General features: G+C 44.0%; 14 protein-coding genes. 9 read left to right on the top strand and 5 right to left on the bottom strand.

Translation table 11 applies throughout. From position 1 onward, the window contains the following. Positions 1-11: 11 nt before the first annotated feature. From tpiA to FHS45_RS10110, 4 genes are all read left to right on the top strand, one after another. On the top strand, positions 12-773 hold the full coding sequence (tpiA, locus tag FHS45_RS10095; RefSeq protein ID WP_062441154.1) for a triose-phosphate isomerase: 762 nt from the start codon (positions 12-14) through the stop codon (positions 771-773). Then, complete coding sequence (gpmI, locus tag FHS45_RS10100) at positions 766-2,304, top strand: 2,3-bisphosphoglycerate-independent phosphoglycerate mutase (RefSeq protein WP_062441151.1); 1,539 nt, start codon at positions 766-768, stop codon at positions 2,302-2,304. Before tpiA ends, gpmI begins: the two co-directional genes overlap by 8 nt. A gap of 26 nt (positions 2,305-2,330) precedes the next feature. Beyond that, positions 2,331-3,617: a phosphopyruvate hydratase gene (eno, locus tag FHS45_RS10105; protein WP_062441147.1), complete on the top strand. Its 1,287-nt coding sequence runs from the start codon at positions 2,331-2,333 to the stop codon at positions 3,615-3,617. 456 nt (positions 3,618-4,073) lie between these two features. After that, positions 4,074-4,256, top strand: coding sequence for a hypothetical protein (locus FHS45_RS10110; protein ID WP_166761398.1), 183 nt, complete (start codon positions 4,074-4,076; stop codon positions 4,254-4,256). 36 nt (positions 4,257-4,292) lie between these two features. On the opposite strand, the gene FHS45_RS10115 is transcribed toward FHS45_RS10110, so the two are convergent. Genes FHS45_RS10115 through FHS45_RS10130 form a run of 4 tightly spaced genes read right to left on the bottom strand, consistent with a single transcriptional unit; the run spans position 4,293 to position 8,489 of the window. Then, entirely contained in the window at positions 4,293-4,511 is a 219-nt protein-coding gene (locus tag FHS45_RS10115; protein WP_062441141.1) for a twin-arginine translocase TatA/TatE family subunit, read from the bottom strand. Positions 4,512-4,530: 19 nt separating this feature from the next. Continuing rightward, positions 4,531-5,967, bottom strand: a complete 1,437-nt coding sequence (locus FHS45_RS10120; RefSeq protein ID WP_148350007.1) for an alkaline phosphatase PhoX — start codon at positions 5,965-5,967, stop codon at positions 4,531-4,533. Between the two features lie 27 nt (positions 5,968-5,994). Further along, complete coding sequence (gene tatC / locus FHS45_RS10125; protein WP_062441138.1) at positions 5,995-6,729, bottom strand: twin-arginine translocase subunit TatC; 735 nt, start codon at positions 6,727-6,729, stop codon at positions 5,995-5,997. A gap of 11 nt (positions 6,730-6,740) precedes the next feature. Next, positions 6,741-8,489, bottom strand: a complete 1,749-nt coding sequence (locus tag FHS45_RS10130; RefSeq protein WP_062441135.1) for an alkaline phosphatase D family protein — start codon at positions 8,487-8,489, stop codon at positions 6,741-6,743. A gap of 343 nt (positions 8,490-8,832) precedes the next feature. On the opposite strand from FHS45_RS10130, the gene FHS45_RS10135 reads away from it, so the two are divergent. After that, on the top strand, positions 8,833-9,411 hold the full coding sequence (locus tag FHS45_RS10135; protein WP_062441131.1) for a nitroreductase family protein: 579 nt from the start codon (positions 8,833-8,835) through the stop codon (positions 9,409-9,411). A 116-nt stretch (positions 9,412-9,527) separates the two neighbouring features. Here FHS45_RS10135 and FHS45_RS10140 read toward each other — a convergent pair whose 3' ends face one another. Then, positions 9,528-10,433: a sulfite exporter TauE/SafE family protein gene (locus tag FHS45_RS10140; RefSeq protein ID WP_062441128.1), complete on the bottom strand. Its 906-nt coding sequence runs from the start codon at positions 10,431-10,433 to the stop codon at positions 9,528-9,530. A 433-nt stretch (positions 10,434-10,866) separates the two neighbouring features. Between FHS45_RS10140 and FHS45_RS10145 the strand changes: the two genes are divergently transcribed. Genes FHS45_RS10145 through cobA form a run of 4 tightly spaced genes read left to right on the top strand, consistent with a single transcriptional unit; the run spans position 10,867 to position 14,205 of the window. Then, positions 10,867-11,601, top strand: a complete 735-nt coding sequence (locus FHS45_RS10145; RefSeq protein ID WP_062441124.1) for a phosphoadenylyl-sulfate reductase — start codon at positions 10,867-10,869, stop codon at positions 11,599-11,601. A 30-nt stretch (positions 11,602-11,631) separates the two neighbouring features. Then, complete coding sequence (gene sat / locus FHS45_RS10150; protein ID WP_062441121.1) at positions 11,632-12,789, top strand: sulfate adenylyltransferase; 1,158 nt, start codon at positions 11,632-11,634, stop codon at positions 12,787-12,789. 5 nt (positions 12,790-12,794) lie between these two features. Further along, on the top strand, positions 12,795-13,388 hold the full coding sequence (gene cysC, locus FHS45_RS10155) for an adenylyl-sulfate kinase (protein ID WP_062441118.1): 594 nt from the start codon (positions 12,795-12,797) through the stop codon (positions 13,386-13,388). A gap of 49 nt (positions 13,389-13,437) precedes the next feature. Then, entirely contained in the window at positions 13,438-14,205 is a 768-nt protein-coding gene (gene cobA / locus FHS45_RS10160; protein ID WP_062441114.1) for a uroporphyrinogen-III C-methyltransferase, read from the top strand. The last annotated feature ends 5 nt before the right edge of the window (positions 14,206-14,210 follow it).

Raw genomic sequence — 14,210 nt, forward strand, 5'->3', positions numbered from 1 at the left:
GAGGTGAGCATATGCGTAAACAAGTAATTGCAGGAAACTGGAAAATGAATAAAGTTTTAAATGAAGCAGAGCAATTCGTACAGGCTGCCAAAAATGAAGTGCCAGGCGAAGAACAAGTAGAATCTGTTGTTTGTGCGCCATTCCCTTTTCTTCATTCGTTAATTAAAGAAACAGAAGGTACTCCATTAAAAGTTGGTGCTCAAAATATGCACTTTGAAGAAAGCGGCGCGTTCACAGGCGAAGTCAGTCCTGTCATGCTGAAAGACTTGGGCGTATCTTATGTAGTACTTGGACACTCCGAGCGTCGTGAGCTTTTTGGTGAAACGGATGAGGACGTAAACAAAAAGGTCCACGCTGCATTTAAGCATGACCTGACACCGATTGTATGTGTGGGTGAAACATTGGAACAGCGTGAAAATAATGAAACGATGAACCATGTCGAAGCACAAGTGAAAAAGGCACTGGAAGGCCTTAGTGATGAGCAAGTGCAACAGGTTATTATCGCTTATGAACCTATATGGGCTATTGGAACAGGCAAAACTTCTTCTGCAGAAGATGCAAATGAAGTATGCAGCCATATCCGTAACGTTGTAAAAGAATTTTCTTCAGAAACAGCTGCAGAAGCTGTACGTATCCAATATGGCGGAAGTGTCAAGCCGGCAAACGTCGATGAGCTGCTTGGTCAGTCTGATATCGATGGAGCATTAGTAGGCGGAGCCAGCCTTGAAGCAGATTCATTCCTAAAACTTGTGGAGGCAGGTAAGCATGAGTAACAATAAGTTAGCGGCCTTGATCATCTTAGATGGCTACGCCCTGCGTGATGAAGAAAAAGGGAACGCAGTAAAGCTGGCCAACACTCCTAATTTTGATCGGTACTGGAGTCAGTTTCCTCATGCCCAGCTGAAGGCTTCTGGAGAGGCAGTCGGCCTTCCGGAAGGGCAAATGGGGAACTCGGAGGTAGGACATTTGAATATCGGTGCCGGCCGTATTGTCTATCAGAGCCTGACACGAGTGAACTTATCGATCAAAGAGGGTGACTTCTTTGAAAATGAAGCATTCGTTAAAGCAATCGACCATGCCAAACAGCATGATAAATCCCTGCACGTCTTTGGTTTATTATCGGAAGGCGGGGTTCACAGTCATATTGATCACCTTTTTGCCTTGTTAGAACTTGCAGCCCGACATGATATGAAAAAAGTATATGTCCATGGGTTCCTGGATGGTCGTGATGTTGGTCAAAAATCTGCCAAGAAGTATATCCAGCAGACAGAAGATAAACTGGCAGAACTTGGCGTGGGAGAAATTGCTACGATTTCCGGCCGATATTATTCCATGGATCGCGATAAACGCTGGGACCGTGTCAAGAAATCCTATGATGCCATGGTATACGGTCAGGGACCAAAGTATAACAGCGCAATGGAAGTCGTGGATGATTCGTATGCGAATGAAATCTATGATGAGTTCGTCCTCCCATCTGTTATAGTAGATGAGGAAGGGAAACCGAAAGCTAAGATTGAAGATGAAGATTCCGTTATCTTCTATAACTTCCGTCCAGACCGCGCGATCCAGATTTCAAGGACATTTGCTAACGAAGATTTCCGTGATTTTGATCGCGGAGAAAAAGCACCGAAGAATCTCCATTTCGTAGGGTTGACCCAGTTTAGTGAAACGGTCGATGGAGAAGTAGCCTATGAGCCAGTTAACCTCGATAATACTGTTGGGGAAGTATTGGCACAAAACGACATGAAGCAGCTCCGAATTGCAGAGACAGAAAAATATCCGCACGTCACATTCTTTATGAGTGGTGGCCGTGAAGCGGAATTCCCTGGAGAAGAACGCATTTTAATCGACTCACCAAAAGTAGCCACTTATGACCTGCAACCGGAAATGAGTGCCTATGAAGTGACGGATGCTCTTTTAAAAGAGCTGGATGCCGAAAAGCATAATGCCATCATCCTGAATTTTGCCAACCCTGATATGGTTGGACATTCAGGAATGCTGGAACCAACGATTAAAGCGATTGAAGCTGTAGATGAATGCCTTGGCAAGGTTGTGGATAAAATCCACGAAAAAGGCGGACATGCGATTATCACAGCTGACCATGGGAACTCGGATGAGGTCCTTACACCAGAAGGAAAACCAATGACTGCTCACACGACTAATCCTGTTCCGGTTATTGTAACAAAAGATGGCCTGGAGCTTCGGAAAGACGGCATTCTCGCTGATTTATCCCCGACGCTGCTAGAGCTGCTTGAAGTCGGACAGCCAAAAGAAATGACAGGACAATCATTAATTAAAAAATAAAATTTATCCTAAAGGAGAGTTTTTCAATGCCATATATTACAGATGTTTATGCACGCGAAGTATTAGATTCCCGTGGTAACCCAACAATTGAAGTGGAAGTTTATACAGAATCCGGAGCATTCGGTTCTGCACTGGTACCTAGTGGAGCTTCTACTGGTGAATATGAAGCAGTGGAACTTCGTGACGGAGACAAAGACCGCTACCTTGGTAAAGGGGTACAGCAGGCGGTAGAAAACGTCAACGAAAAAATCGGCCCGGAATTGCTGGGTCTGGATGTTACACAGCAAGTCGTCATCGATTCATTGATGATGGAACTTGATGGAACAGAAAACAAAGGGAAATTGGGAGCTAATGCTATCCTGGGTGTTTCCATGGCAGCAGCTCATGCAGCGGCTGATTTTGTCGGTGTTCCATTGTACAAATACCTTGGAGGATTCGCGGCAAAAACACTACCAACCCCAATGATGAACATTCTGAATGGCGGCGAGCACGCAGATAACAACGTGGACATTCAGGAATTTATGATTATGCCTGTCGGTGCACCGGACTTCCGTGAAGGATTGCGTATGGGAGCGGAAATTTTCCATTCCTTGAAAAAAGTCTTAAAAGAAAAAGGCTACAACACTGGTGTAGGTGATGAAGGAGGATTTGCTCCAAACCTTCAATCCAACGAAGAAGCACTTTCTACCATCATTGAAGCAATTGAGGCAGCTGGCTATAAGCCGGATGAGCAAGTGAAACTTGCAATGGACGTGGCAGCTTCTGAGGTTTATGAAGACGGTAAGTATAACCTGAAAGGCGAGGGTGTAGTCCGTACTTCTGAAGAAATGGTTGATTGGTACGAAGAAATGATTAACAAGTATCCAATCATCTCTATTGAAGATGGCCTTGATGAGAATGACTGGGAAGGCTTCAAGATGCTGACGGACCGTATCGGCGACCGTGTCCAGCTTGTCGGCGACGACTTGTTTGTAACAAACACGAAGAAACTTAGCCGCGGCATCGAAGAAGGAATCGGCAACTCCATTCTTGTCAAAGTGAACCAGATCGGTACATTGACAGAAACGTTCGAAGCGATCGAAATGGCGAAGAAAGCTGGATACACAGCAGTCATTTCTCACCGTTCCGGTGAAACGGAGGATGCGACTATCGCTGATATCGCCGTTGCCACGAATGCCGGTCAAATCAAAACCGGTGCACCATCCCGTACCGACCGCGTAGCGAAGTACAATCAGCTTCTTCGTATCGAAGATCAGCTGCTTGGTACAGCAGATTACGCTGGCGACAAAGCTTTCTATAACTTGAACAAATAATTATTTCTATAAAGATGCCTTTAAGAGCAGGCATACTGCGCTTGCAGGAAAACCAGATGGTTTTTCTGCAAGCTTTTTTTGTTAATCTCTTATTAACAGTAAGAACAACATGTTCATAGGTGATTTAATCCATAAAAGGGCCAAATTGCGGAAAACTCAGTTTCAAGCTAGTAAGGGTTCTTTACCATAATAGTGCCAGGGGTGGCTGGGAAACTACTCGCTTTCCTGTGGGGAACTGGCGAGCTTCCTCGGGCTATCGCCCTGTGGGATCTCGCCTAGATCCTTCTCCCACGGGAGTCTCGCAGTTTCCCAACCACCCCAGCTGAAGGATGGGAGAAAAGAACCCATGTTATAGATAAGACTGTCTTCTAAAATCACTGGTTACATGGCCCTGTAGTTGATATACTGCATATCAATGTTTCCGTTTCTCACATAATTGCAAGGAGGTCCGGGAAATTGCGAGACTCCTATGGGAGTAAAGTACATGGTGAGATCCCGCAGGGCTTTGCCCGAGGAAGCTCACCGTCCCCCCATGGAAAGCGAGTGATTTCCCGTACCTCCAAACGCTCCACACCGTCGACGGAAACAGTTTCTCTCGAAACTGAGTCTTCAGCAATTGGGGCTTTAATCGGAAAATAAATACAAAAAAAAAGCGGATATGATATCCGCTTTTTCTTAGCTTCCAGTTTTCTGATCGTCTTTTTCTACAGCTTTAAGCTGTTGCTTTTCCTCAGGGCTATCTTCTCCATTTACAAGGTCGTTAGTTGCGTTCTTGAATTCTTTTAAAGTGCTACCGAATGCCCTGCCGATTTCTGGAAGCTTGGAAGGTCCAAAAATAATTAATGCGATGACTAGTACAAGGATTAACCCTGGAATCCCGATATTTGATAACATTTATTACACCTCCGAAGTTTTATAAAATAGGTGTGCCATGACGTTGGAAGGCTGCTGCTTCCAGATTTGACATCCCTTCCACCTCAGCAGCCGCTGACAGCTTATCCGATATTTTCGGTGCATATTGTGCCGGTGGTGCAGCGTGTCCCATCTGGCGTTGCCTTCCTGCATTTTTACGAGCGAATGGCCCCCAGATGGCAAAGGTGATGCCTGGTGTCTGGATATTGACAAAGAAAGTGTCCCCTCGTGTAGAGAAAGTCGGACCTGCAAGTTCCGAATCGTTCAGCCGGTTTTCTGCGAATACATAAGTTTCACCTTCAGGGGTCATTCCGATTATCCGGTCGGTTCCGCCTCCGTCTTCCGCAATCCAAAGATCTCCCCATGGAGTAATACATATGTTGTCCGGCATTTCTAAATCATTGGATTCGGTTGACTCGTAGAACAACTCTAATGTATTAGTAGCGGGAATATAACGGTAAACACGTCCAAGATTATTATCACCTGCCGAAGTATCGTCAAACCAGAAGACCCCTCCCTCAAAATAAGCGCCTTCGAGTCTGCTGAATGGAATGCATCCTTTTTGACCAGCTTCCATGGTAGGCTTTTCTGGGTCGACATCCTTCCAAACTATTCCAAATCGTTGACCAGTATAAAAATCACTGGAATGATCCGTGCTCATTTCCTCCATAGCAGCTGCCTGCAGGACCCCTCCTTTTTGTAAGGAACCAATCCGTGGACTTCTGTCGTTAGGGATGTACCGATAGAAATAACTTGGTCCAGCATCCTCTGTCAGGTAGACAATTCCAGTAGCAGGGTCGATTGCGGTAGCTTCATGGGAAAAAGCTCCCATGTCGCGGATAGGCGTCTTGGACAAATTATTTTCTGGATCAGATGGATCGACCTCGAAAACATACCCATGGCCTTCCTCTAACGTTTCTTCACAAGTCAACCAGGTTCCCCATGGGGTGGCCCCTCCTGCGCAATTGCGGATGGTACCGGAAGAAGTAACATACTCTTCCCGGACTTTACGGTTAGCGTCTACCACTAATGCAGTAGTTCCTCCAGTATGTTCCCTTTGATAAGGGTTCCTTCCGATGACTGGATACTTCGTATTTCCGCTTAACTCATGATTCCTTACAAGTACGGTAGAGTTGTTCTGTCCCGGAAAGGCTGCCATGCCATCAAACTTTTCCGGTATAGGGCGCCCATCTGCCATAAATCCGCCTTCCTCCGAGATGATCCGATATTGGAATCCTTGAGGGAGGTCGAGGACGCCTCCAGGGTCTTTGACGAGTGGACCATAGCCCCGGAAAGAATTCTTGGCTGCGCTTGGTGAAGCCAGTGCTTTGGAGTCTGATAATGAAAACAACCCTGTGGAACCTAAAGCAATTGCTGCTGTACTTAGACCGCCTACTTTCAAAAAATCCCGACGATTCATGTTTTTGTTTATTCCCATTTTCATACCTCCTAGTTAAATATGGTGTTAAGCGGCAGATTGGCTGGATGACTCTGCTGCCAGACGTTTTTTATAAACAAATGAAGATAGACTGATGCTGATTTCATATAAAGTCAAGAGTGGAAGAATTACAAGTACATCTGATAGAAAATCTGGCGGCGTAATTAATACAGAAATTATCACCATCACAAAATAGGCGAACTTTCTCGCTTTCCTTAAACGAATTGGATTAAGAATGCCAAGCCTGGTCAAAAACAATACAACTAATGGCATTTCGAATAACAGGCCGAATGGCAGAGTCATATTCAGCATGAATCGAAAGTATTTATCGGCGGTAAACATCATTTCGAATTGACCTTCAGAAAGCGAGGTCAAAAACCCTAAAACTAGGGGAAATAAAAGGAAATACCCGAAGGCAAGACCGAACAGGAAAAGAAAAAACATGGCCGGAATGAACCGGAGTGTCACTTTACGCTCTTCCTGGCTTAAGGCAGGTGCAACAAACCGCCAAATCTGAAAAGCAGCAACAGGTATGGTCGCTGCCATGGAGATGACAGCAGCAAGCATCAGGTAGACCCATAGAATTTCACTAGGCCCCAGCACAGCCAATTGTGTGTCCAGTCCTCTAATCAGCCATTCATAAATTGGTTTGACAAAAATAAACCCCGCTATAAGAAATCCGATGAATGACACAAACGTGATGATTATACGGTTCCTTAGTTCTTCTAAATGGCCGATGAGCTGCCGATTTTTTTCATACATAGCCTACTCCTTTAGTTCAGTTGTTTTTCTTTTTTTGATTGTTTTTTATGGGCACGATCATGAGCTTTATGACGATCATCTTCCACTTCACTGGATGACTGCTTCCCTTCTGGAACGATGGTTGCTGACACTTCCTTTAGGCCGGCCTGGTCCTTTTCGTAGATAAAAGATGCCCGGGTGGAAATATCTGCACCAGGTTTGGATACAAAGGGAAGTACGCGGTAATCTGTTCTCCACTGAGTAGGAGTGACTTCACAGCGAACATATCCGCGGTAGTCATTGAAAAATTTAATATGATCGTTCTGCTCTAAGATACGGTCAGTGTCTGCACGTTTATCGGCTCCATTTCCCCCGGATGTAATCGAGGTTCCGACAAATTCCGCACCCAGCACTTGGGACTTCAAATCATCAAAGTCTGCCAGCAGATTGGATGCCCAGTTGGCATGTACATCACCAGTCAAAACGATGAGGTTGTCCATATCGATGTTGCTTGCATAGTCAGTGATACGCTGGCGGGCGGGTGTATAACCATCCCAGCTGTCCATGCTGTAGCGTGGTTCTTCCGGGCTTGGCCCGTAGTTCCTTTTGGCGAAGAAGATTTGTTGTGCCAGGACATTCCAGTGCGCTTGTGACTGGTCAAGGTTACCCAGCAGCCATTGCTCCTGCTTGTCACCTAATAAAGTGCGTGAAGGATCAAGCGATTCTTCCGTCTGTGGAGAGCTTTTATCTCCATTCGCCTGATCGGAACGATATTGGCGTGTATCCAATACATAGAAATTTGCCAGGTTTCCATAAGAAAAATTACGATATAACTGCATGTCCGAACCATGAGGCATAGACGATTTCCTGAGCGGCATATGTTCATAATATGCCTGGTAGGCAGCAATACGACGGTTAACGAATGCTTCTACAGATTGACCTTTCTCAGGTATCATATCAGCATAATTGTTTTCGACCTCATGGTCGTCCCAGGTCACTACCCATGGAAAAGCTGCATGCGCTGACTGCAGGTCTTTATCGGAACGATACTGGGCATGACGATTGCGATAGTCTTCTAATGTTAAGATTTCCTGCCCTTTGTGGGTGCGTACATTGCCGGTAGCAGCGACATATTCATCCGGGCCATATTCGTAAATGTAATCACCGAGATGGAATACCAGATCCAGGTCTTCTTTTGCCATATGTTTATAAGCTGTGTAATAACCATGTTCATATTGCTGGCAGGAAGCAAAAGCGAACGCAAGGCTTTTTACAGCCTCATTGTTTCTTGGAAGTGTTTTGGTCTTTCCGACTGGACTGTAATCTTTTCCAACTTTGAAACGGTAGTAGTAAACGGTGTCTGACTCCAGGTTTTCGGCTTCAATATGAATGGAGTGTCCAAGTTTTGGACTGGCTACTTCATTGCCACGTTGTACAATATCACGGAAGTGAGCATCTCTTGACAACTCCCATCTCACCGCTATGTTACGATCTGGCATACCCCCACCATTCAATGGATCAACAGCTAGCCTTGTCCATAAGACAACACTGTCCGAAAGAGGATCACCTGACGCTACACCGAGCGTGAACGGATAGCTTTCGAACTCTTCTTCCTGCGCTTCGACAGATATGCCTCCCATCGATTGAGCAACCGCTATTCCGAGAGATATTCCAGCAATTTTACCAGCACCTTGTAAGAACCCTCTGCGGTCGACATCCTTCTGTAATGTTTCTTCATTCAATCTCCGGATCAAATCGTCCATTACTCTTTTTTCAGTCATGACATTAGCTCCTTTTCATGTGTGAAATGTTTGGAACAATTGCCATTATAGCTGGTGACTTTTAACTGGTTGTTAAGTAATGTAAATAGAGGAATGAAAAGGTAGATATAAAAGCTCAGGAAAAATGGCGGTACCTGAATTTATTTTTCAACCATTCAGACGGAATCCTAGTATTTTAGTAGTGAATTTTTTATCGTTATGAGGAGGTATGTCTTGGTCAATTTTTCCTGATTTTTTTAACATTATCTAAACAATTACTTTAATTATTTTTTCATAAACATTTTGACATTCTTCTATGTTTCCGTTACTTTCACTTTATTGATAGACAGAAGGGGTGGAGCGGATGGAAATCTATGAAGCAATCAAACAGAGGAGATCAATTCATGATTTCAAACCACAAAATGTGGAAGAAAGCAAACTGACATCGATTTTTGCTGGGGCATCATGGGCACCGACACACCGTATGAAAGAACCGTGGGAAGTTCATATTATCCAAAATAAAGCGGTAGCATCTTATGCTGAGCGGGTTACAGAAAGTTATCTGCGTTTGGGGTATGCGGAAGGTTACGATAATGATAAACAGCGGAAGCTCATGGAAGGCATTAAACAACATCTGTTGTCTATCCCGCACCATGCAATCATTTACATGGAAAAAGAAAAGGACCTGCGACTGTTTGAAGAGGATTATGCTGCTGTCTGTGCTTTTATTCAAAATGTACAATTACTGGCATGGAGTCATGGCGTAGGGGGATTATGGACGACAAATCCCTATATTTATGATAGGGAATTTTCCCGATCCTGTGGTATTGACCCTGATCTTTATAAAATAGTTTCTGTATTACAAATGGGATATCCAAATAGAATACCCCAGCCAAAAAGACGGACACCAATCGAACAGAAAGTGAATTTTATTAACGATTGACAACTAAATAGTAGAAGCACTCTTTAAAATTACTGTAAGGATGATTAAAAAACCTGCTGAGTATACACATATTTCTCTCCTCTGTGTATACTCAGCAGGTATTATTAACAATTTTTTCACCCGAAATTTTCTCCTTTGGGCTCCACAATTCTTTCTCTCTTTTGGAAATGAAAATTTTTCCGTATGGAAGCGATAATAGCTGCCACCCATCCAAGTACCATCACGACATAAATCAAAACCATCAGGTCTGCCGGTATGTTTAATGCAAGCAGGAGAGTCCGCAAATTTGTCAAAATAATAAAACCTCCAGCCCCTACTCCAAGTATGAATGGCGGGACGATTCGTACAAGCCATGCGGCCAGCGGCGCTGCTGCTACCCCTCCGATCATGAAGGATACTACCCATAACCAATGAAGCTGTTCCCAACCTAAGAATAGTAGGAATCCTAGTGTGGCAGAGATAGTAATAGCAAATTCAGTTGTGTCAACCGTACCAATCACTTTCCTTGGCAATGCTCCTTTTCTGGATAAAAGAACCGGTGTGTTGATCGGCCCCCAGCCTCCTCCACCAACAGCATCAAAAAATCCTGCTAAAGCACCTAAAGGGTACAGGAAGCAATTTTTAACAGGAACCTCTCTTCGCTTTTCATTGGATGTTTTCATGAGTAAAAAACGAGCTACAATGTAGACCCCCAAAAGGAGGAGGAAGATAGAAATAAATGGCTTGATCTTTTCACCGGGAAGGCTGCTCAAAAAGGCGGCTCCCAGAAAAGCGCTGATCGATCCAGGAATGATTAGCGGCAGAACTAATTTCTTATCTATATTATCGAATTTATAATGAGAATAACCGGAAACGGCTGTGGTAGCAATTTCAGCCATATGGATAGAGGAAGAGACCACCGCTGGAGCTACTCCATATGCAATCAATAATGTGGATGATGTTAAACCATATGACATTCCGAGCGCACCATCAATCAATTGGGCAAAAAAACCTACTAATGTAAAAATGATTAATTTCCTCAAATGAATCAGCCTCCATTTATTAATACTAAACCTATGAGTTTACTCGGGATTAAGTTCTAAAAAAAATATTTTTAAAAATAGTCAATGCTGTTATTTGAAATAATAGCTTTCAATCTAAAGGAATATCCATTACTTGTCAAGCAGTAATGAAAAACCGGTTCTACTTGCCTAGTTGGGGGGGGGGGGAAGCACGAAGGTACCTTGAAACGAGGATACCAGAGGGATGAACAGCAGCTTCCTGCATGCCAATATGATCATCAAAACTGGGAAAAAAGTATAAATATTTTGATTAGTATTGACATTATTTTTAATTACACATATCATGTTTATCAATCGCATAAAACCTAGTTAACTTATCGGATTTATAAGTTAAGAATTTTTTGAGAAACTTTGTAATAAGAAACAAAATTTCTTGAATAGGAGGAGGGGGCGAATGAACCAACCAGCAATTAGTTATAAAAATTTTCCAGGAGACCCTTTTAAAGGCTGGGAGCCTGTTGATGATACAAAAGGGGCGTCAGAGATCCTGAATTGGGCTTATAACTCATACGGACAGTCTCTTGTTTACGCTTGCAGCTTTGGAGCGGAAGGCATAGTTTTAATTGATTTAATTGCAAAAGTGAAAAAAGATGCAGAAATTGTTTTTCTTGATACCGGTCTTCATTTCCAGGAAACATATGACCTGATTGAGAAAGTGAAAAGGAGATATCCAGATCTTATCATTCATATGAAAAAGCCCGAGCTGACACTAGAAGAGCAGTCGCAACAACATGGTTCAGCACTTTGGAAAAAGAATCCGGACCAATGCTGTTATATCAGGAAGATTAAGCCCCTTGAGGATGCTCTTAGCGGAGTGGATGCATGGATTTCAGGCTTAAGGAGGGAGCAATCCTTAAGCCGGAGTAAGACTGATTTTGTCAATAAAGATGAACGCTTCAAGTCCATTAAGGTTTGCCCGCTCATCTACTGGACGTGGGATGATGTATGGGATTATATCCGAGTAAATGAATTGGACTACAATGAACTTCACGATAACAATTATCCGAGCATCGGTTGTATTCCCTGCACATTTGCTGTTGAAGGTACAGAAGACTCAAGAGCGGGAAGGTGGAGTGGCTTTAACAAGACCGAATGCGGTCTTCATGTATCTTCAGAAGAAAAAAATTAGACATAAACCTAATATAAGGAGGAATTATTCATGACACTTATAGAACCCCATGGAGGAACGCTTGTGAACCGGCTGAAAGGAAACTGGGAGGAGGCATCGGCAAGTATCGAGCTTGATGCTATGGCTTTAAGCGATCTGGAGCTGATTGCTACGGGAGCCTATAGCCCAATTGAAGGATTTCTTACGAAAGAAGACTATCAATCTGTTGTGGAGAGAATGAGACTGGCGGATGGAACTCCATGGAGCATTCCCATCACTTTGCCGGTTGGCCGGGACCAGGCGGAGCGGCTGAACAGTGGAGAGGTAGCAGAACTTTATAAAGATGAAACGGTTTATGGATTGATTGAAATCGAGGAGATCTATCAACCCGATAAAGAGCAGGAAGCTAAGCAAGTCTACTTAACTTCTGATTATGAACATCCAGGAGTTAAAAAACTATTTGACCGGCCTGATTTTTATGTAGCTGGAAAAATTCAATTGCTTCAAAGACCACAACGAGAACATGAGGAAAAATTCTACTTAGATCCTGCCGAGACGAGAGCTTTGTTCAAAGAGTCAGGTTGGAAACGTGTGGTCGGCTTTCAAACTAGGAACCCTGTCCACAGAGCTCACGAATATATTCAAAAAGCGGCTTTGGAAACGGTAGACGGATTATTCCTCAATCCATTAGTAGGTGAAACCAAAAGTGATGATATTCCCAGCGACGTCAGGATGGAAAGCTACCAGGTGTTATTAAAAAACTATTACCCAAAAGGCCGCGTTACTCTTGCAGTCTTTAATGCGGCAATGCGGTACGCAGGTCCCAGGGAAGCGATATTCCATGCACTAGTAAGGAAAAACTTCGGATGCACTCACTTCATAGTCGGGCGTGACCACGCCGGTGTTGGTGATTACTATGGCACTTACGATGCACAGAAGATTTTCAGTAATTTTGAACCCGAAGAGCTTGGAATTACCCCACTCTTTTTTGAACATAGCTTTTACTGCCTGGCATGTGAGGGGATGGCTTCTCATAAAACGTGCCCACATGATGACGACCAGCATGTCATATTATCGGGGACAAAAGTACGGGAGCTGTTAAGAAATGGGGAAAAACCTCCGAAAACATTCAGTCGTCCTGAAGTCGTCGAAATACTGATCAATGGATTGAACAGCCAGAATACTGTAAAGCAAGGACAGGAAGGGTGAGCTGATTGGATTCGAATATCGTCTGGCACCAAGCGACAATTGAACCGAAGGATTACCGGAGCAAAAACGGACACCACAGTGGAGTAGTCTGGCTTACCGGGCTGTCTGGTTCAGGCAAATCAAGTATTGCCAATCAAGTGAATAAAAAGCTGTATGAGAGAGGTATTCAAAGTTATATTCTGGATGGTGACAATATCCGGCATGGGTTGAATGCAGATCTGGGCTTTAAACCAGAGGATCGAAAAGAAAACATAAGAAGAATCGGGGAAGTCGCCAAGCTGTTCGCAGATAGCGGAACCATAGTTTTGACCGCATTTATCTCCCCGTACCAGGAAGACCGGGACCGTGTCCGAGATATAATCGATTCAGGTGACTTTCTGGAGGTGCATGTCGACTGCCCGCTCTCCGAATGCGAGTACAGGGATCCGAAAGGCCTCTATAAAAAAGCAAGAACTGGAGAAATAAAAGGATTTACGGGAATTGATTCCCCATATGAAGCACCGGATTCACCAGAACTGGTACTGGAGTCGAACGCATACAGTGTAGATGAATGTGCAGAGCAGCTCATTTCTTTTCTCGAGAAAAATGAATGGCTGTAAGGATGCCAAATAATAAGTTTCGGTTTGGGGAAAAGGAGTGATCATTACGATGAAAAAAGTATTTTTGGTCGGGGCAGGTCCTGGGGAACTTGATCTGATTACCGTAAAAGGACTGAAAGCAATCCAGCAGTCAGACGTAATATTGTACGACCGGCTGATTAATGAACAGCTTCTCGAGGAAGCTCCAGATTATGCTGAACTTATTTACTGCGGGAAAAGTCCAGATAATCATTCACTGACCCAGGAGAGCATTAATGGACTGCTTTGCAAGTTCGCCTTACAAGGAAAAACAGTTACGCGTCTAAAAGGAGGCGACCCATTCATCTTCGGCAGAGGAGGAGAGGAAGCCAGGGAGCTTGCCAAACGAAGGATACCCTTCGAAATTGTCCCAGGGGTTACCTCAGGGGTCGCTGCTCCTGCTTATGCCGGAATCCCTGTCACCCATCGTGATTACAGTTCTTCTGTCGCTTTTATTTCCGGAGTAAGCAAGCTAGGTCCAGAAGAAGAATCGTATTGGAAACACGTTGTAAAATGCATGGATACGCTTTGCATCTATATGGGTGTAAACAAACTGCCAAAAATCTGTGATATGCTGATTCGAAACGGATGTAATAGTAAAACCCCTGTGGCCCTTGTGCAGGCGGGTACGACCGATGAGCAGCTCACAGTGACGGGTACATTGGAAGATATCATACAAAAAGCGAAAGGAATAAAGAACCCGGCCATGATCATTGTGGGGGAAGTCGTAAAGCTTCGTGATCAGTTACAATGGTTCGAGCAGCTGCAACGAGACGAAACAAAGACAGTTGTCGGGTAGGAATA

The sequence above is a fragment of the Thalassobacillus devorans genome (assembly GCF_011761345.1).
GTDB lineage: Bacteria > Bacillota > Bacilli > Bacillales > Halobacillaceae > Thalassobacillus > Thalassobacillus devorans.